The 19,804-nt window shown below is 61.5% G+C and carries 14 protein-coding genes; 9 read left to right on the forward strand and 5 right to left on the reverse strand.

Features of this window, described 5'->3' with window-relative positions; all coding sequences use genetic code 11:
* Positions 1–64 precede the first annotated feature (64 nt).
* Both ACZ5B4_RS01000 and ACZ5B4_RS01005 read right to left on the reverse strand, forming a co-directional pair.
* On the reverse strand, positions 65–253 hold the full coding sequence (locus tag ACZ5B4_RS01000) for a hypothetical protein (protein ID WP_464912573.1): 189 nt from the start codon (positions 251–253) through the stop codon (positions 65–67).
* 171 nt (positions 254–424) lie between these two features.
* Positions 425–1,873, reverse strand: a complete 1,449-nt coding sequence (locus ACZ5B4_RS01005) for a CCA tRNA nucleotidyltransferase (RefSeq protein WP_464912574.1) — start codon at positions 1,871–1,873, stop codon at positions 425–427.
* A 462-nt stretch (positions 1,874–2,335) separates the two neighbouring features.
* Between ACZ5B4_RS01005 and ACZ5B4_RS01010 the strand changes: the two genes are divergently transcribed.
* The 3 genes from ACZ5B4_RS01010 to acpS all read left to right on the forward strand — a co-directional run bounded on the left by ACZ5B4_RS01010 (position 2,336) and on the right by acpS (position 5,019).
* A complete protein-coding gene (locus tag ACZ5B4_RS01010; protein WP_464912575.1) occupies positions 2,336–3,340 on the forward strand; it encodes a dihydroorotate dehydrogenase in 1,005 nt (334 codons plus the stop codon).
* A 59-nt stretch (positions 3,341–3,399) separates the two neighbouring features.
* Positions 3,400–4,368 carry a tryptophan--tRNA ligase gene (gene trpS / locus ACZ5B4_RS01015; protein ID WP_464912576.1) on the forward strand — a complete coding sequence of 323 codons (969 nt, stop codon included), beginning with the start codon at positions 3,400–3,402 and terminating at the stop codon, positions 4,366–4,368.
* Between the two features lie 231 nt (positions 4,369–4,599).
* Positions 4,600–5,019: a holo-ACP synthase gene (gene acpS / locus ACZ5B4_RS01020; RefSeq protein ID WP_464912577.1), complete on the forward strand. Its 420-nt coding sequence runs from the start codon at positions 4,600–4,602 to the stop codon at positions 5,017–5,019.
* 82 nt (positions 5,020–5,101) lie between these two features.
* Here acpS and ACZ5B4_RS01025 read toward each other — a convergent pair whose 3' ends face one another.
* Positions 5,102–6,241 carry an LptF/LptG family permease gene (locus ACZ5B4_RS01025; protein ID WP_464912578.1) on the reverse strand — a complete coding sequence of 380 codons (1,140 nt, stop codon included), beginning with the start codon at positions 6,239–6,241 and terminating at the stop codon, positions 5,102–5,104.
* Positions 6,242–6,688: 447 nt separating this feature from the next.
* On the opposite strand from ACZ5B4_RS01025, the gene ACZ5B4_RS01030 reads away from it, so the two are divergent.
* Positions 6,689–8,350, forward strand: a complete 1,662-nt coding sequence (locus tag ACZ5B4_RS01030) for a hypothetical protein (RefSeq protein ID WP_464912579.1) — start codon at positions 6,689–6,691, stop codon at positions 8,348–8,350.
* A gap of 87 nt (positions 8,351–8,437) precedes the next feature.
* Here ACZ5B4_RS01030 and ACZ5B4_RS01035 read toward each other — a convergent pair whose 3' ends face one another.
* On the reverse strand, positions 8,438–8,818 hold the full coding sequence (locus ACZ5B4_RS01035) for a response regulator (protein WP_464912580.1): 381 nt from the start codon (positions 8,816–8,818) through the stop codon (positions 8,438–8,440).
* 443 nt (positions 8,819–9,261) lie between these two features.
* On the opposite strand from ACZ5B4_RS01035, the gene ACZ5B4_RS01040 reads away from it, so the two are divergent.
* From ACZ5B4_RS01040 to ACZ5B4_RS01055, 4 genes are all read left to right on the forward strand, one after another.
* A complete protein-coding gene (locus ACZ5B4_RS01040; protein WP_464912581.1) occupies positions 9,262–9,552 on the forward strand; it encodes a hypothetical protein in 291 nt (96 codons plus the stop codon).
* 12 nt (positions 9,553–9,564) lie between these two features.
* A complete protein-coding gene (locus ACZ5B4_RS01045) occupies positions 9,565–10,116 on the forward strand; it encodes a hypothetical protein (RefSeq protein WP_464912582.1) in 552 nt (183 codons plus the stop codon).
* A gap of 514 nt (positions 10,117–10,630) precedes the next feature.
* On the forward strand, positions 10,631–13,141 hold the full coding sequence (locus ACZ5B4_RS01050) for a GspE/PulE/PilB domain-containing protein (RefSeq protein WP_464912583.1): 2,511 nt from the start codon (positions 10,631–10,633) through the stop codon (positions 13,139–13,141).
* A gap of 163 nt (positions 13,142–13,304) precedes the next feature.
* The gene (locus ACZ5B4_RS01055; RefSeq protein WP_464912584.1) at positions 13,305–14,666 is read left to right on the forward strand and encodes a Gfo/Idh/MocA family protein; all 1,362 of its coding nucleotides are present in this window, start codon (positions 13,305–13,307) and stop codon (positions 14,664–14,666) included.
* A gap of 47 nt (positions 14,667–14,713) precedes the next feature.
* Here ACZ5B4_RS01055 and ACZ5B4_RS01060 read toward each other — a convergent pair whose 3' ends face one another.
* A complete protein-coding gene (locus ACZ5B4_RS01060; protein WP_464912585.1) occupies positions 14,714–15,298 on the reverse strand; it encodes a peroxiredoxin in 585 nt (194 codons plus the stop codon).
* 903 nt (positions 15,299–16,201) lie between these two features.
* Here ACZ5B4_RS01060 and nifJ point away from each other — a divergent pair.
* A complete protein-coding gene (gene nifJ, locus ACZ5B4_RS01065) occupies positions 16,202–19,783 on the forward strand; it encodes a pyruvate:ferredoxin (flavodoxin) oxidoreductase (RefSeq protein WP_464912586.1) in 3,582 nt (1,193 codons plus the stop codon).
* The last annotated feature ends 21 nt before the right edge of the window (positions 19,784–19,804 follow it).

Here is a 19,804-nt window from a genome sequence, read left to right on the forward strand (position 1 = left end):
CCACGCGCGAGACGCGGTGCGGAATCATCTTTTTCGCATGCCCGAGGAACTCCGGCGAACATGCTCAGTCTTTCTCCTTCCAACCCGCAATCTCCGCCTGGATCTCGGCCTGTTTGCGTTCCAACTCAGCCACCTCGCGCGGATCGTCCATTTGTTTCTTGGCCCCGGCCAGGCGTTGTTGAATCTGCCTTAGTTGTTCACGCAAGGATTCCAGCTTGCGTTTGGCTCGCCGATTTTCAGGCTTTGGCGACATGGCTTCCTCCCATCATCGCATCCCTATCGTCCCCGGACGGCATTGCCGCGGCGCATTGAATCACGGCGGAGCACGACCGAAGTTGCTCTGCATCGGTTTCGCAATCCTCGAAAGTCGCCGGGGCTCTCGGCCTCGGCAGTATCCGACGCCACTCCCGAAGAACCATCCATTTTATCCCATTGAGGGCTCGCTTGGAGCGGCGTCACTCCCGTCGCCGGAGAGTTCAGGAGTCGAATCGGGACGGCGATTGCAATCCGCGGCTGATGGAGCGCGTGGCCGTCGGCCGACTCCCGGCGGGAGCGGAGTGTCACCTTGCCGCCGTCCTCGTGTCGTTTCGTCGCTATTCGCACAGGTTGCAACTCCGTCACGACGGTGTGCCGCGACCATCTCTTCAAGCCATGCCAAAGCCTGCTCTCGCGTCCGCAAACGGCCATTCAATTGGCTGCGCCACGCCTCTTGCAGAATCTGCCGATAAATGGGTCCGGCGGGAAGGTTGTATCGCAACAGATCGTCACCGCGAATCAACGGCGGCGGGTTCAAAGTCTCGGGAGGTAGGAGCCGCTTCTCGCGGCACCAATCGAGGTCCGATTTGGGGCGACCTTCCACTTCCGACCGTGCCTCCGCGAGGTCCAGCAGATCCTCGGCCCAGGGCGACGTCAGGATCGGTTGGATTTCGGACCACGGCCGGTCGGGAGCCTCCTCCAAGGCTCGACGATGTTCCAGCAACCAGGCCAATTCTTCGGCCTGGGAGTTGGAGAGCCGCAGACGTTTGGCTAATTGCCGGGCCTCATCGGGGGAGATCGCGCCGTCGGCCAAGGCCGCCAATGCAGAAGACAGGTTGGGGCGCGGCAGCCGTCCCAAGACGGCGACGTTCTTGCGCCATAGCGGTTCGTTCTTTTCGGGGAGAATCGCCATCGGGGGCAAGATGTGCGACAGCAAGCCGCTCTCGTGGAGCAGTTGGGCGGCCTCGGCTCGTCCCTCCGCCGTCACAAGCTTCTCCAATTCCGCGGCGATCCTCTCGCGGCTGACGGACTGAATCCGCTCCGGCATCTCGCGAATGGCGGCCAAGGTTTCCGGATCGAGTCGGAATCGCAACTGAGCCACGAATCGCACGGCCCGCAACATCCGCAAATAGTCCTCCGCGAAACGCACGCGCGGATCGCCGATAGCGCGGATGATCCGTGCGCGGATGTCCGCCAAGCCGTTGACGTAATCGATCACCTGTTGCGAGACGGGGTCGTAGAACAGGCCGTTGATGGTAAAATCGCGGCGAAGGGCGTCCTCTTGCGGGGTGGCGAAACGAACGGCGTCGGGACGTCGGCCGTCGGAATACGATACGTCGCTGCGAAACGTGGCCACCTCCACCTGCCCCGCAGCCCGCGGACCCAATACGGTGATGACGCCGAAGGCGGCTCCCACGGCGCGCGTCCGATGCCGGCCGAAGACATCGCGAACTTGGTCCGGCGCGGCGTCGGTCGCCACGTCATAATCCATGGGCCGGCGTCCCAGCAGCTCGTCGCGGACGCAGCCGCCCGCCCAATACGCCGTGTAGCCCGCCTCCCGCAGCCGGCTGACGACCTCCACCGCGAAATCACGCTGCTTTTTCGAATCGATCGGCACGGGGATCTTCTCAAACGCAATCCGCAATTGATGGTTCCGCGCGGGGTGTTCACGCGAGGTGAACGTCTCTCGCCGCCTAAGGGCTGCGAGATCGAATCCGTACATCATTGTGGCGTTTTCCGTCCAGGCCGGGGAGCCGGATCCGCGGAAAGGGCGAAGTTTTTGCGTACCGTCCTATCAGAATAAATGCCCCCCGTGCGGTGTGAATGGGAATGCCCGTATCAACCCACCTTCTGGAATCAACCCACCCTCCGGAGGACCGGTAGCGACGTCGCGAATGCGTGGCTACGAATGCGTGGCTGACAGTCCAGACCGGGCGGCGTTGTTAGCCGAGGGGGCATGCGGTAGATTGGAGTTTTCCCGGATTCTTGCGGTCGTGCGAGACTCCGGCGGGAGACTTTGCGCACCCGCCCACCCCTGGTTGCGTGCCCGGCCCAATTCCTTGTGCCAACCGGTCCACTCATGGATCTTACCGTTACCATCGGCAACGCGCGTTTTCCCAACCCGATCATGGTGGCGTCGGGAACGTTCGGCTACGCCCGCGAAATGGAAAACGTTCTGGACCTGAAGCGTTTGGGTGCGATCGTGCCGAAGACGATTACGCTGCATTCGCGAAAGGGAAACGCGCCGCCCCGAACGGCGGAAACGCCCGCGGGACTCCTGAATTCGATCGGTTTGGATAACGACGGGGTGGATGCCTTTCTCGCCAATCACATGCCGTCTTTGGTGGAGATCGGGGTGCCCCTTGTGGTGAGCATCGCCGGAAAGACGGTGGAGGAGTTCGCCGAACTGGCGCGACGGCTCGACGGCCGGCCCGGCATTACGGCCTTGGAGCTGAACGTCTCGTGCCCGAACGTGAGCGGCGGCGTGGACTTCGGTGCCGATCCGCACATGTGTCATCGCGTCGTCGGGGCCGTCCGCGAGAACACCAAGCTGCCCCTGTTCGTCAAGTTGACGCCCAATGTGACCGACATCGTTGAGATCGGCTTGGCTGCCGAACAGGCCGGGGCCGACGCCTTGACGGCGATCAACACCTGCTTGGGCATGGCCGTCGATTGGCGGCGAAGGGTTCCCCGATTGGGAAACGTATTGGGCGGGCTGAGCGGCCCGGCGATCAAGCCGATCGCCTTGCGGGCGGTCTATCAGTTGAGGCAGGCCGTTTCGATCCCCATCATCGGCGTAGGCGGGATCGCCTCCGTGGATGATTGCATGGAGTTTTTTGTGGTGGGAGCCTCCGCGGTTCAGATCGGCACGGCCTCCTTTTACCGGCCGACGGCGGTAATCGACATCCTGGACCGACTACCGGAGGCCGTACAAACCCTTGGAGCGGAGAGGCTGTCCGATATCGTGGGAACGGTGCGGCTGCCCGCCGGTGATGTTGAGCGATGCGGTTGCGGGCTCGCCGCCGGAAACACGGCCGGCAACAAAGGGCCGCCCCCCCGAATCGCTCCGACGAAAAAGCCTTGATCGCGGCTGTGTGCCATGGTATCGCTGATTAGAAAGTATTGAAGCGGAATCCATTCGGTATGATCGTACTCTCCGGTATCCAACCTACGGGACGCTTTCATTGGGGAAACTACTTCGGGGCCATCCGCCAATACGTGGAATTGCAGAACCAGGCGGATGCGGCTTACTACTTCATCGCCAACCTGCACGCCTTGACCACCGTGGAAGACGCGGAACTCCTCCGGCAGTATACGCTGGACGCGGCCACGGACCTCCTCGCCCTGGGTATCAATCCCGACCGCGCGACGCTTTTCGTGCAATCGGACGTGCCCGAGGTGACGCAACTGTGTTGGCTGCTGATGACGCGAACCCCCATGGGCTTGCTGGAACGATGCCATGCGTACAAGGACAAGAAGGCCAAGGGCCTTCCCGCCGACGCCGGACTGTTTACCTATCCGGTCTTGATGGCTGCCGACATCCTGGCCTACGACGCCGACACCGTCCCGGTGGGCGAGGACCAAGTGCAGCATATTGAGGTTTGTCGCGATCTGGCCGGCAGTTTCAATCATCTGTACGGCGATGTTTTCGTCTTGCCCAAGGCGAAAATCATGGAGCACGCGGCCAAAGTGCCGGGCACGGACGGGGAAAAGATGTCGAAAAGCTACAACAACACCATCGGCGTGTTCGATGAGCCTGCATCCGTGCGAAAGGCCGTCATGCGCATCAAGACCGACTCCCGTCCGGTTGCGGAGCCCAAGGACCCCGAATCCGATCACCTGTACCAGCTCTATTCCTTGTTTGTCGATGAAAAACGGCGGGAAGAGATGGCGGCCCTGTATCGTCGCGGCGGATTCGGCTACGGCGAGGTCAAAAAGGCGCTGGCGGACGCCGCGTTGGCGTACTTTGCCGAGGCCTACGAGTACCGTAAAGAGCTGGAAAAGACGCCGCAAAGGGTCCGGGAAGTGCTTGGCGATGGTGCCGCCATGGCTAGGAAACGGGCGGGCGAGGTACTGCATCGCGCCCAGGCGGCGTGCGGGATCAAGTACTGACCGGGCCTTCGCAGCTCGTCATGTTCACGCTTGATGAGCCCCTCGGATTTCTATTCGCTTTCGCAATCGGAATCCCTTTCCCGTGCATATCGCTGCCGGGCGACGGCGGCTCCGTCGGTACGCCGGCCGCCCCGTTGCTTGCCCTGGGCCGCGCAGGCAAGGGATAATGGCGGGACCGGCTTTCATTGCGTTCTATTTTCGGCGGCCTGATCGATTGGAAACCGGCTTCCCATGGAGATTCTCGGGATTGGCACCGACATTACGGAGTGTCTCCGCATCGGGCGCATGATCGAGCGGCACGGCGAGCTATTCCTGCAACGGGTATTCACCCCCGCCGAGATCATGTACTGCCAAAACCGCAAGCAGGCCACACAACATTTCGCGGGCCGCTGGGCCGCGAAAGAGGCCGTGCTCAAGGCATTGGGAACCGGTTGGGTGCGGGGAATCAGTTGGCGGGACGTGGAAATCGTCAATCGTCCCGGCGGACGCCCGGAAGTGGTCCTGCGCGACGGCGCCCGACAAGCGGCCCAATTCCTGGGGGTGTCGGCCGTAGAAATCAGCATCTCCCACTGTCGCACCCATGCCACGGCCTTCGCCGTGGCCGTAGGCGAAGGGCGTCGCGATAAAAAAGTCCCGGAGCAAGCGGAATGATGCCGCCGGGCCGGACGCGCCGCCGGAGACGGGAACGACGCAGACTTCTTGCGGGAAATCGGTTTCCCCGGCAACCGGGCGGTCAGCTCTCGCAGTAGCGGTAGAGCAGAAACGCACCGGGAACCGCAATGCTGAGATTGGCCGACCAGTAACCCACCGGCGGCAGCGCTCCCGAGGTCGTAAGCTCTTTGGCCACCATCAGCATCGGGTAATAGACGATCAAGATGGGCAGGAAGCAGAGGAAGAAATTGGTCAGGAAGTTCTCGCTTCGGCGATACATGCTGACCGGGCTTCCCAACAAAACAAAACACAGACAACTGAAGCCGTTGGCCCAACGCAAGTAAGGTTCGGTCTGAAGTTGGCGGATGCGGGCTTCCAGTTGCCCGATTTGGGCCTGCCACGCGGCTCGCTGTTCATCCGAGGCGCCCGCGGAGCGAAGATAGAGCCGCAACTGCTCGACGTCGCGTTTCAGTTGATCGACGGCGGCCGGAATCTCCGCCATGCTGAGCCATTGGCGGTGGAGGCTGGGCTGCGGTGTCTCCAACGGAATCGTCTGCGTCAATGTGTCCGAGACCGTGATCCTGGCATCACCGATTTCCGTCACGGGCTTCCGGCAGACGATGGTCAGCGTGCCGGCTTTGACGTCGGTGAACAATTCGGCTTGCTCCGCCCGCAGAACCATCGCCGGCTGCTGGGGATCGGTTTGAATCGTAATGGTGGGGCGAAGAAGACGTTTACCGTCCAAGCCCATCACCTTGATGACGAACTTCTCGGATTCGTAACCCTTTTCTCGCTTGAGCTTGGCGTAGACGATCTCTTCGAGGGCCTCCACGGCGACCCGGCGCACATTGCTTCTGCCCCAAGTTGCCGCCAGGTCATAAGACCATACGGTGAAGAGGCTGATGAAATAGGCGAACACGATCGCCGGTCGGACGACGACCATGGGCGACAAACCCGCCGAGCGAACGGCAATCAACTCGTTGGTTCCCGAGACTCTCCCCAAGACCTGGCTGATCGCAAGGAGCACCGCGATGGGGGTCGTGATGCCCAGAATTTCGGGAATCATGTACGGTAACATGCGGAGAATCAGAGCGGGCGGCATGCCGCGGTTCAGACCTTCGCGGGCACCCAGGCCCACCGCGAGAAGAAAAGTCAGGGCCATCACAGCCAGCCCGAATATCCGCCACAACTCCGACAAAATGTAACGGGTAAAGATGCTCATTACCGACGGCTACTCATCCTGGTTACTGGCTGGTTGTTGACGAGAGCGTAGGCTCCGATCCAGGAAGACGCAGGATCGTCCCGGGAAAACATCAAGGTTATCTTTTTGCCGCCGATCACGTTATGGACTCCCCGCCACATGGAGGGGGAGCTGGGCGGCGTGGTCAGATTGTACGGTTTACGCAAGATTTGGGAAAGATTACTGCGCGGCGCGCACCATTTCGGTCCCGTGAATTGAGATCCTGTCGTAAATAGAACCGTGCAAGTGGTCCTCTTATCGAGAGCGGGACGTTTGGTCGGCCGCGCTTCCTCTCAGGGCCACAGCGGCTTGGATTTGTGGATCCTTGCCCCAGGTTTGCTGGTTCCCCTAAACTCCCCTTCTCGGCTTGAATCGGTTGCGAAGTTTTCTTAACATCCCCACCTCTACCACTGCCCGGATCAATTGCGTATGGTTTTCCGAAGCGTCAGCCTCACCGTCCTTACGCTGTTTGCGACGACCGTCGCGGGGCTATCAGGCTGCGCAACCATGCCGATGGCGGGGCCGGCTCGGTTCGGTGGTACCATGGCACCGTCTTCAATCGCCGGTTCCCCGGAGAAGGAAGACGACGTCAAGATCGCCGACCGGAGCAAGCCCCGCGCGTCCGAAAGCGACACGGTCTCGTCCCATGCCAATCCGTTAGAGACCCGATCCGGCGGAACGCGGAACGTCGGTGAATCGAATTTGCAGGGGCAATCGTCGCTCACTTCGGCTAGTTCGGGTCAAGACGATGCCGCCGCGATGGGAGATATCACGATTCAGTCCTTGATCGCCGATCTGGAAGAATCCCAACCGCTGGATCCTGAGACGAAACAGCGACTCATCGACGATTTGCAGCGGACGCCGCCGCACTTGTGGCCGGCGGTGGTCCGGCTGTTTCGAACCACGCTGGCCTATCGCCGCACGGACGCGCCGCGGGGAGGGAACGCCGGTCCGCGGTTGAGCGGGGATTACGAAAACGACGCGGCGGTGATGCAAGCCGCGCGGCTGTCTCCGGCTGCAACCGGCTCGCCACGCCCCGAAGTCATGGAGGCTGCCGACCGGGCGGGCGACATCCCACGATCGGCGAGCCTCGCGCGGCTGGATGCGATGAACGGGGAAGTAACGCCGGCAGTTGCGGTGATGCCGCCGCCTCCGACTTCAGAAGCGGCCCGGCCCACGAGCGTCGCTGCGTCCAGTTCGGGGACGGTCCCGAGCGGATCTCTTGCGGGGAGTTTACCCGCCGTTGCGTCACAACCGACACCGTCTCAGCCGCCGGGGTCATCGGGGATTGCGGCCGGCTTCGGCTCGCCCCGGCCCTCCTTTCCAGGCGGCGAGAACGCTGCGATCGCTTCGCCGCAAACTTCCGCCGAACGGGATTGGCGTTACCTTCTCAACTCCGCCCGATGGCAACTCGAATCCCGGGTCAAAGCATCCTCCGGCGGCGGATCGACCTTGGAGGATGAGTTGCGGCTGCGCCTGCTCAACTTGGCGCTCTCGGATCGCGAAGGAGCCGTGCGTCCCGTAGCCGGTTTGCCGTCCAACGTGCAGGATTTCTGGTCGAAGACCTTTTTCGGGTTGTCGCTGATGATTGCGGACCCGTCGGCCGCCGATCTTGAAACGGGGACCGCCGCCTTGGAGGCGCGGCGGTATTTGGAGGATGCCCTTCACCGGCTTCAGGAGGCAGGTCCTTTGGAGATTCGCAATCCCGCCTTTGTAACCGCCGTACAAAGTTGGGGAGTGTATGAACCATTCGAGAAGAACGAATTCTCGCCCGGTCGGCCGGTTCTGCTCTACGCCGAAATCGAAAACTTGAAGAGCGAATCAACCGCCAAGGGTTACCGCACCAGTTGGCAAAGCTCGTATCGCATCATCGATGACGGCGGGAGGGTGGTGGCCGACTACCAATACCCGCCCAATGAAGAGTATTGCCGACGTGTTCGACGCGACTTCTTCATCGGGTGCGAACTGTCGATACCCTCGGACCTCGCGCCCGGACGCTACACGTTGCGGCTATCCGTGACGGATTTGCTGAGCCGCCGCACGGGCGAAACGAGCATCGAGTTTTCCGTTCCGGAAAAACCCCGGAGATAGCCGATCTGCGAGCGGCCGCCGGCGGGGACCGGGAAAATCGAGCGGGCGGCCCATGTCGCGTGGGACGGTGCGTTCCGCTCAATTCGATCAGCTTGCCCCCACCGCTTCGCCCAGTACGGCATTGACGGTCTCTTGCAACTGTTCGGGCAAGAAGGGTTTCGCGATAAAGTCGTGCGCGCCTTTGCGGATGGCCTCTGAGATTAGTTTGGTTTGATTGAGGGCGCTCACGACGACGACGCGGGCATGGGGGTCGAACGCGAGAATGCCGTCCAAGGCGTAGAGCCCGTCTGTGCCCGGCATGACGATGTCGAGCGTGACGGCGTCCGGACGTAATTCCTTGTACTTTTCCACTGCTTCCGCACCATTGCCGGCTTCGCCCACGACCACCCAGCCGGCTTGCGTCAAGACCTCCGCGATCATCCGCCGAATCAGAACGGAGTCATCCGCGATCAAGAGTCGCTTTGTCATCGCCTAGCCTCCTCGAGTTTACCCGACCTTAATAGGTTTGCGAGTGCCGCTTCAGCCCTCGTCTTGTGGTGCATCCGACGTCGCCATGATTCCGCTTCGGCGGTCGCCAGTCGTTTCGCGAAGCGGCACCGGAGCCTCGCGCCGCGGCGATCCCGCGCGGTACCCTCAGAATCATAGGTCACGTCGGCGATGGATCGTGACTTGTACGCGAGCCGGTCCGAAATGATGCGGCCTCTCGGGGCGTCGCATCGCTCACGACCGGTAGATGCCGTCCATTCCGCCCAATCGGAACAGCCCGATTCCAGCGAGGCTCGTACGACCGATTGTTCGTGATTCATCGTTTGGACGGCCGCGTGACGATTGGGCGAATCCCCCGCGTTTTTTCGCCGAAAGGAAGCAATAGGATATCCCCGCACCTCCACCTTCGGCCTGGCTCCGCGAATATGGAACTCAATCGCTATCACTATTTCATGATCGGGCTTTTTCTCTTGTTCTTCGGTCTGGAATTGCAGACCGTGGAGTCCATCACCTTGACTCCGGAGGTGACGAAGTTTCTCGCGGAACGAACGGGCCATCCGGTCGCGGCAACCGGTAAAGCCGTGGGCGTATTGACGGGCGTGGAGCCGCCTATACCTCCCAAGACTATCAGCTTTCCCGAGTGGACCGGCTACGCGGCCCTCTCCGCAAGTGCCGTGCTGGTGCTTTACAGTCTGATGCTGCCGAAACCCGGCTGAGGCGAATCCGGCATGGTTTGGAATCGGGAGTGGGTCAGCAAGTGGTTGCGCCGTGAAGGCAACAGCAGCCTTCCCCGCGGCCTTACCCGTTACGGGCCGGGGCGGCCCGCATTGTGGGTCCTTGCCGGTTCCGCCTTTGCCGCCACGACCGTACTCCTCGTGGCGATCGGTCGGGGAGGGCTGCTTCGGGCGGAAGACGCGGCAAACCCGCCGGCTCCAACTACAGACCCGGCAACTCCCGGCGCCGCCGGCGTTGCGGAAATGCAGGCCGATGCGCAGGCATCGGGTCGCCTGCGACTTCGAGAGGGCACGACGCTGCGCGGCTTGGTCGGATCGATTCGCCCTCTCGGCGAGCGTTGGACGCTGTTTCTCTCGCAGCGTGATGAAAGATACGTTCTCCTCGAAAACTTGGCTCTCGAAAGGATACTTCGCACGAATGCCTCTTTCACGGAAGCCCCGGACTGGACGATTGATGGGACGATCACGGAATTCCGGGGGCAGAATTACCTGTTGATCGAAAAGGCTCTTCTCGGCCGAGTTACGCCGGCATCGTCCAATCAGTAGACGGTCGCAATCGTCGATTCCGCGGGCGTCTCAGGATAGCGGTCGTCTTGGAGACGTTTCACTCCCGGCGGGGCTCCTTTTCGCGCGCCGATTTCGTTTGACGCGGCGTTGCGCACGGATTTATAATGCCCAACGAAATGCGAGGATCGCCTAGCAGCCTGTTGAAAAAGTGTTTGCTAGCACAACTGGTAGCGGTTGCAATCGGCTTCCACCCACGACGGCTTGTGCAAGCGTTTTTGTTTTTCAACAGGCTGCTAGGGGAAAAACCGGGGCGGCGGGCTTCCATGAATCGCCCTGGAGCGGAGTTCGGCACGATATCCGGACCGCGGCTGATCGGGCGTTGCCGCGAGGCGGATAGCCGAATTCGCCGATCGGGCGGCCGCGATACCGTGCCGTCGGGCGGCCCTCGGTAGGACTCAGCCGCGCCTTTTCTGCATGACGGTCGATGAGCGGCGATTCCGATGCCGAGAAAGGTCGCCGCAAGGTTGTACGCTCGATCCTCGAGGAGGCTGCCATGGCACCGGACGAAGAAGCGAGTGGAATCCGGCCGGAAGGTGACGGCGGCGGCTCGCCCGGCGAAGCGCCGGATGTGGAGATTCTTGCAGCAGACGAGCGTCGCTCCCCCCAGGAGCTGGCGGAGTTGTCTACGGCCGAGCGTCACGCCGGTCGTTTGGGTTTCCCGTTCGTGGATTTGAGGGGACGGCGAGTCCGCCGCGACATCCTCACCCTCGTGCCCGATGCCCTGGCTCGCGATTATTTGCTGATACCGCTTGGTTTTTCAGAGGAACGCTTGGTGCTGGCGATGGCGAACCCGCCCTCGCCCGACTTGTCCGATCGCTTGCGGTTTGCTCTGGATCACAGTATCCGCGTGGTGCTGGCGGCCGAGTGCCAACTGCGCGCAGCCGTGCGCTCGCTCTATCGCCACGCTGCCCCCGAGGGGGATGACGAGGCGACTCGCGATCGACCCGGACGAACCGCGACCGAGGAAGCGGGAATCGATTTCGTGCAGGTGCCGGAGGCCGCGGAATCCGTAACGGCCGCCACCTTGCCCGTCGACCCCGACAGTCCGGACGTTACCCGAGCCATCCAATCTTTACTCGGTGAGGCCATTCGCATCGGGGCGCAGAGAATCGTATTGGCGCAGTTCAAGAATCGCGTCAAAGCAGCGTTTCGTGTCGATGACGGGATTGTCACGCGATCGGATCTTCCGCCGGATTTATTGCTTCCCGTGGCGGTTCGGCTGATCGCCATGATCAACTTTTTCGGCTGGATCAAGGTCGTGGTCAAGGGGCAAGAGCGGCGTCTTCGCCTGCATTGCCGCAACACGCCGTACGGCCTGTCGGTGTTGCTGGAATGCACGGGCGATGCCGGAGCGGTGATCGAGGCGGCTCGGGAACGCGCGGTGCGTCTGAGTTTGCCTTTTAACGATCTTCAGGACGTACACATCCCCGCGGACGTTTTGGCCGCCGTGCCTGCCGACATCGCGCGGGATTACCTGGTTCTGCCGCTCAGTGTTCGGCAAGACCTGGTCACGCTGGCGGTGGCCGAACCCCGCAGCCCCCAAGCCCTCGACGATCTGCGTTTCCGCCTCAATCGGCCTTTGGAGCTGGTCTTGGCACCGGAGGGCCGCCTGCGGATGCTGGTCGAGCGGTTATACGGGCCGACCGATCCCGAATCCCTGACGCTGATCTTGGCCGAGCTTTCGCAGAATATTCCGCCCGGCGAATGGTCCGGCAAACAACCGCGATTCGACCGCCCCGCCCCTCCCGAGGGTCATCCCGCCGAAGCCATCCTCGCTTATCTGCGGCAATGCGCAGGCGACAAATTGCTCGACATGTTCGAGGATATTCGTCGCCGCCCCAAGCTCTGCACGCGATCCGCCGATAGATGGGGCCTGGACGTCGTGATTCCCAGGTCTGAAATCCTGGCGGTGCTTCCCCCACCGGCACGGAGCTACCTGGAGAGCCGGCTGTGGATGTTGCGCGAGGCGATCATCTCGCACTTTCTGCGGATGTTCGGCAGACATCCGGAACTGACTCCGATCGTACTCAGTTACGCTCTCTACGTGGCGGCCTGCCGCTTGGCGGAAAGCGAGCGCGGCATCCCGTTCGATCCCGTTCTTTTGTTCGATGAGTGGTTCAACTTTCTGTTCTGCTACATCGTCAAACAGAATCCCGGCATCGATACGCATGCCGCGCTGCTGAATCACCTTGCCGGGCATGCGGAGGAACTGGTCGAACGTATTGCGGCCATGGCGGAAGATCCCGCCATGATGCCCGACCAGACCGCCGCAAAGGCTTGGTTGGCACGGCTGCGGCGGCATACGCCCGCGGACGATGTCTTCGACGAGAAGAATCCCGTCGTGGATCACCTGCTATCCCTGCATGCGGCCAAAGCCCGGCACTACCGTGCCTCGCACATGCTGATCGTGCCCCGGGATGACCGTTTGGAGTTCGTCTACCGCATTCGCAACACGGTCTTGGCGGATCATGAGTGGCCCGTCTATTGGCTGATGCCCCTTTTGTCGCGTCTTATCGCAGGGAGCGCGGACGGTGTTTGGCAATGCCAGGCCGGAAGCAAGACCTCCGCAGCGGAGGTCCGCCTGCACGCGACGCCGGCCGGGCTTGCGGCGATGATCGCTTTTCGCGAGGATCCCCGCGCCCTCGAAGCCGCGCAGGCTTTGGCCGCCAGTCACAACTGCCGCTTCGTCAAGCTCGCCGGAATTGAACCTCGACCGGACTTGGTGCAACACTTCGACGGCGGAGTTGCCCGCCACTTGGGCGTGCTGCCGATCGAAGAAGACGGTGACGCCGTGGTTGTGGCATCGGCTCAACCGCCGACCGCTCGCCGACTCCAGCAATTGCAATTGCTGTTCGATCGTCCCGCAGTCTTGGCGATCGCCGCGGAGGATGACCTGCGGGCGGCCATCTATAGTTGCTATCCTCCGCCGGGCCACGTTCAACCCAGCGGTACCGCGATTTATCTGCTGAAGCGCTACGCAGGATTACTCGACGCCGGCACGTGATGTCGCGGCGTGCCCTAACGATCGGCAACGGCCCGCGGTGGGATCCTGAGCCGCCTCCGTGGCACGGTGAGCCTCGGCCTCATTGCTCTCGGCCGGCGCCCCGACTATGCTTGCTACCGGAAGTTTCCCGCTCTGGCATCACTTTGAACCGGGGAGAAGAATCATGCGTGCACGTGAAAACGGCTCCGCAAACGCCCAAGCTCGTTCCCGTCGCGAATTTCTAGCTCAAAGCGGAGCTTTGGCGGCGGCATCAGCGGTGGCATGGTCCGGAACGGTTCATGCCCACGTCGCCGAGGATCCCACCATTCGTCTTGCCTTGATAGGCTGCGGCGGCCGGGGCACGGGAGCGGTCGGAGACGCCTTTTCGGTGCCCGGCGCGCCCGTTCGGCTCCACGCCATGGCGGACCTCTTCCAGGATCGTCTGGAGGGCAGCCTCAATGCACTGCGAACCAACTTCGCGGACCGCGTCGAAGTCACCCCGGAACGGTGCTTCGTCGGTTTCGACGCTTACAAGAAGGCCATCGACGAACTGCGACCGGGCGACATCGCCATCTTGGCCACGCACGCGCTATTTCGGCCGCTACATCTTGAGTACGCGGTGCAAAAGGGGGTCAACGTCTTCATGGAGAAATCGTTCGCGGTGGACGCTTCCGCGAATCGCCGTCTGCTCCGGGCGGCGCAGGAATCGGAAAAGAAGAACCTGAAGATCGGCTGCGGCTTCATGTGGCGGCATTCCAAGGCCCGGCAAGCCTTGGTGGATCGCATCCGCGAGGGCGCGATCGGCGACGTGCACACGCTGCGGATCTATCGCGTTCATGGGCCGGTGTATGTGCCCCGACGCGCGCCGGATCGCAACCCGATCGAGTTCCAAATTCGTGCCGCCACGTGCTTCAACTGGGTCAGCGGCGGATTTTTCATCGACTGGCATTGCCACAACGTGGATCAGGCCTGCTGGGTGAAAGACGCTTGGCCGGTCGAGGCTCAAGCTATGGGAGGCCGATGTTTCGCGGAAGCCGGCAACAATTTCGATCACTACTGCGTGGAGTACACGTTTGCCGACGGCGCCAAGCTCTTCGCCTTTTCCCGGCACATGAACAATTGCTGGGAAACGTATTCCGATTACGTCCACGGCGCCCGCGGCTCGGCCGTGCTGATGGAGAGCCTCAACCAGCCGAAACCGCGAATCTACAAGAGTCAACGCATGGAGAAGTCGGAGATCGTTTGGGAATACCCCGAGCCGGACGTGAATCCTTATCACGCGGAATGGGTTGTTTTGCTCGACGCCGTGATGAACGACAAGCCGCACAATGAGGCCCGAAGAGCCGGGCTGGCCAACCTGGCGGCTTTGATGGGCAGAACCGCAGCCCATACCGGACAACGGGTCACCTGGGACGAGGTGATGAACTCAGAGTTCCGGTATGTCGACGACGTCGATCACCTTTCTTTCGAATCAAAGCCGCCGATCGAAGAGGGGCCGGACGGAATCTTCCCCTGCGCGATCCCGGGGGTGACGAAAGAAATCTGAACGTTGACGGGATTCGTGGCGATCCCGGCCCGGCCGCTCCCAAAACCTCACGACCCGGATTGGGAAGTGGAGGACTTCAGCCAATTGCTGATCCAGGCCGCGACGTCCTCGGCGTGGCTATCGACCTTCACAGCCTTGTTGATGTGAAGGATTTTTCCATCCATCCCGATGATGAACGTCCATCGCTTAGCATATCCGCTTGGGTCGTCAACGACGCCGTACGCCATTGCGGTTTTGCGGTCCGGATCACTGAGGATGGGGTATTTGACCCCAAGAGACTCCGCGAACCGGCGGTTGTCCTCCAACGTATCTACACTGGCTGTGAAAAATGCCACCGGCAAGGCCTTGAAGAGGTCCCCTTGCGCCGCGAAAGACTTGCATTCTCGCGTGCAGCCGGGAGTGAAAGCCTTCGGGTACCAAGCAATTACGACGATTTGTTTGCCGCGAAAGTCCGCGAGCCGATAGGTTTTTCCATCGCTGCCTTTGAGTTCGAAGTCGGGGGCGGGATCGCCGACCTTGAGTTCGTTGCGATCGGTGGGCTTGCCGGTCCCTTCGGCATAGGCAAGCCCGGCCGTTACGAAGAGCACCAGGGCAATAGAAATAGTCGACATCACCTTGACGATTACCATCATTTCTCCCTCAGCGTCGAATAAAGGCCTAACTGCGCCGGCCTGCTTTCTGAATAAAAAAGCAGACGGCTAGAGCTTGACTGCACGAGCCCGCAATTTCGCCGTCAGGTCCACATCATTAGCAGGCTCGAGAAAACGAATGGATGGTTTGCTTCATTTGAAGCTTTTAAAACAAACTCAACTGCCGTAATTATACGCTGTCGCTGGAAAAGGCTAGGGGAGGGCGGAGGAAGAAAGTTGCGACCGGTGCCCGGGCGGCGATTGGATCGCCCAAAGGAAAAACGGAGCACGGCGCGTCGTACAAGTTCCGATGTTTATTCCCATGTCTTTTCGCGACATGAAGCTACGTTTTTCGGCCCTTTGCAGGTTCCCGTAGCTTGCGACTTCGGGGGGAACTCGCTAGTTTAATGGTTTCTGGGACAGTTTGGGACGATGCTGGGCGGTTCGAGAAGGCAGGAGAAATCTCGGCCGACCACGTTCAAAGAGACTTGGTTTTGCAGGCGATTTGGGATCGGGACGACGTGTCGGTCCAAGCCTTGTCTTCGCCTCGGGTGGACTCAGGGTTCGGCGCGTCCAAGGGGATTAATCGAGACGGCAATTCAGCCGGAACTCACCGGGTTCCGGCGTCGCCGCATGTGTCTCTTCTCTCCATCCGATTCACCTCGCCGATCCGATGGCATGGGTTGGCGGACCGTAATCTCGCGAAGATCGGTCTGGGTTTCAACCTGCGAAAGGGGTAATTCCGCGGTTTGAGCAGACCTCCCTCGGTAAAGTTTGCGAGAGAGCGGGCAGCTCGAACATGAGCGTTATGTAAAGCAATCACGATTCGCACTGCCTCGCCGGCTGTATCCACGCGGAGCATCCGGTGGCAAGGCTTTTTACTCGTTCGAAAGAGGAGATCACACCGTGGCAGACAAACGCTTCGTGACCGTGGATGGAAATGAAGCAACGGCCAACATCGCGCACCTATGTTCCGAGGTCATGGCGATCTATCCGATTACGCCTTCCTCGGGATTGGGCGAGTTGCCCGACGCTTGGGCCGCCGCCGGCCGGAAAAATATCTTCGGCTCGGTGCCCCAAGTGGTGGAAATGCAGAGCGAAGCGGGCGCTGCGGGCGCGGTGCACGGCGTGTTGCAGGGCGGAGCCTTGTCTTCCACGTTTACGGCCTCGCAAGGCCTCCTACTGATGATTCCGGAGATGTTCAAGATCGCCGGAGAGCTGACGCCGGTGGTGTTCCACGTTACGGCTCGAACGGTAGCCACCCACGCTTTGTCGATTTTCGGCGATCACAGCGACGTCATGGCCGTCCGAACCACCGGTTTCGCCCTGTTGGCGTCGGGCTCGGTGCAAGAGGCGCAGGACCTGGCCTTGATCGCCCATGCCGCAACGCTCAAAGCGAGGGTCCCTTTTCTGCACTTCTTCGACGGCTTTCGCACCTCGCACGAGGTCGCCAAGATCGAGCAGCTCACCGAGGACGACGTCCGCGGCATGATCGATTTCGATTTGGTCCGAGCGCATCGCGAGCGGGCGATGTCTCCCGAGCGACCCGTACTCCGAGGTACCGCGCAGAATCCGGACGTCTTCTTCCAGGCCCGAGAGGCGTGCAATCCCTTCTACCAAAAGGTCCCTGAAATCGTCCAGGAGACGATGGACGAGTTCGCGCGGCGATTCGGTCGTGCCTATCACCTCTTCGATTACTGCGGGCATCCGGAAGCGGAATCCGTGATCGTGATCATGGCTTCCGGCTGCGGAGTGGTGGAAGAGGCGGTCGATCACCTCGTGGATCAAGGCGAAAAGGTGGGCGTCCTCAAGGTACGCCTCTATCGCCCGTTCGACGGCGCCGCGCTGGTCAAGGCCTTGCCCAAGAGCGTCCGGCGCATCGCGGTGCTCGACCGCACGAAGGAGCCGGGAGCCTTGGGTGAGCCGCTGTACATGGATGTCATCGGTGCCGTCGCCGAGAACTGGCAGGAACAAAAAGGGACCGCCGTGCCGCGCATCATCGGCGGCCGATACGGGCTTTCGTCCAAAGAATTCACCCCCGCCATGGCCGTCGCCGTGTTCGAGGAAGTCGGCAAGCCCGCACCCAAGAATCACTTTACCGTCGGGATCGTGGATGACGTGACTCATCTGAGTCTCGATTACGATCCCGATCTTTCCACCGAAGGCGACGACGTGGTTCGTGCGGTGTTTTTCGGCCTGGGTAGCGACGGCACGGTGAGCGCCAATCGCAGCTCCGTCAAGATCATCGGCGAGAATACACCGAACTACGCGCAGGGATACTTCGTGTACGACTCGCGCAAGGCAGGCTCGATGACGACGTCGCACGTCCGCTTCAGCCCGCGACCGATCAAGGGATCGTACCTGGTTCACAAGGCCAACTTCGTGGCCTGCCACCAATTCCATTTCCTGGAACGCATCGACGTGCTATCGGTGGCGGAGCCGGGGGCCACCTTCCTTCTCAACAGCCCCTTCCCGGCGGATACGGTCTGGGATCATATCCCGGCGGAAGTGCAACAGCAGATCATCGAAAAGAAGCTGAAGTTCTACGTCGTGGATGCTTACGGTGTCGCCAAGGAAACCGGCATGGGCGTTCGCATCAACACCGTGATGCAAACATGCTTTTTCGCCTTGGCGAAGGTCATTCCGATCGAAGACGCCGTCAAAGAGATCAAGGATCAAATCGTCAAGGCCTACGGCAAGAAGGGCGGAACCTCGATCATCGAGAAGAACTTCGCGGCGGTGGATCGTGCGTTGGCGTCGCTGCAACAGGTCCAAGTCCCGTCGCAAGTCACCTCGCAACTGCATCGGGTGCCGGCGGTACCGCCGGATTCGCCGGACTTCGTACGCGACGTACTGGGCATGATGATCGCCTACCGGGGCGACGACCTGCCGGTGAGCGCCCTGCCTCCGGACGGCACGTTCCCGACCGGAACCACCAAGTACGAAAAGCGGAGCATCGCTCTGGAAATCCCCATCTGGGACCCGAAGATTTGCATCCAGTGCGGCCTCTGCTCGCTGTCTTGCCCGCACGCCGCCATCCGCATGAAGGTTTACGACCCGGCCCTGCTATCCGGAGCGCCGGAAGGCTTCAAGTCGGCCGAGTGGCGCGGCAAGGAATACCCCGGCATGATGGTGACGGTGCAGACGGCACCGGACGACTGCACGGGCTGCGGGCTGTGCGTGGAAGTGTGCCCGGTGCGGGACAAGGAAGTCGCGAAGCACAAAGCGATCGATATGCTGCCGAAGCTCGATCACTTGGATCGGGAGCGGGCGGCCTTCGATTTCTTCCTTTCCATCCCGGATATCGATCGCAAACAGGTGGCGGTCGATACCGTCAAGGGTTCGCAACTCCTGCTGCCGCTGTTCGAGTTCTCGGGGGCTTGCGCCGGCTGCGGAGAGACGCCCTACGTCAAATTGATTACCCAATTTTTCGGCGACCGCATGTTGATCGCCAACGCGACCGGTTGCTCGTCCATCTACGGCGGCAACCTGCCTTGTACTCCGTATACGACGAACCATGAAGGCCGCGGGCCCGCGTGGAACAACTCCCTGTTCGAGGATGCCGCGGAGTTCGGTTTTGGTATGCGTTTGGCCGTCGATCAGCAGGTGGACCACGCTACGAACCTGCTCAAGAAGCTCGCCGCGCAGGTGGGCGAGAACTTGGTGCAGGAACTGCTCAACAATCCCCAAGAGACGGACGAGCAGATCGCCTTGCAGCGGCGACTCGTGGCGGAGTTGAAGGCCAAGTTGGTCACCCTGGGAGATTCCGCCGCCCGCGACTTGATCGCATCCGCGGACTACTTGATCCGGCGCAGCATCTGGTCGTTCGGCGGGGACGGTTGGGCCTACGACATCGGTTTCGGCGGGTTGGACCACGTCCTGGCTTCCGGACGGGACATCAATCTGCTGGTGTTGGATACCGAAGTGTACTCGAACACCGGCGGACAAGCCTCCAAGGCTACCTTCCGCGGAGCCGTCGCCAAGTTCGCCGCCGCCGGCAAACCCGGGCGCAAGAAGGACTTGGGCTTGATCGCCATGTCGTACGGCAACGTTTTCGTGGGGCAAATCGCCATGGGGGCCAATCCGTTGCACGCCATCCGCACGATTCGCGCGGCCGAGTCGTACCGCGGGCCGTCCATCATCATCGCCCTCAGCCATTGCATCGGCTGGGGAATCGACATGTCCAAGGGGTTCGAGTACCAGAAGGAGGCCGTGGCGACCGGCTACTGGCCGCTTTATCATTTCGATCCGCGCGATCGCGAGCAACCGCTGCGCGTGGACAGCCGGCCTCCCAAGGGCGAGTTCAAGGAATTCGCGCTGAAACAAGCGCGATTCGCCATCCTCTCACGGTCCAAGCCGGAGCGGGCTGAGGAACTCTTCCGCTTGGGGCAGGAGGATATCAATTTCCGTTATGCGCTGTACGAAAACTTCAGCACGGCCCTGGCTCAGGGCGGTCGCAAGGCCGCCGCTGCCGCGGATCCGGCGTGACCACTCTCGACCGTTCAGGAG

The sequence above is a fragment of the Thermogutta hypogea genome (assembly GCF_055386265.1).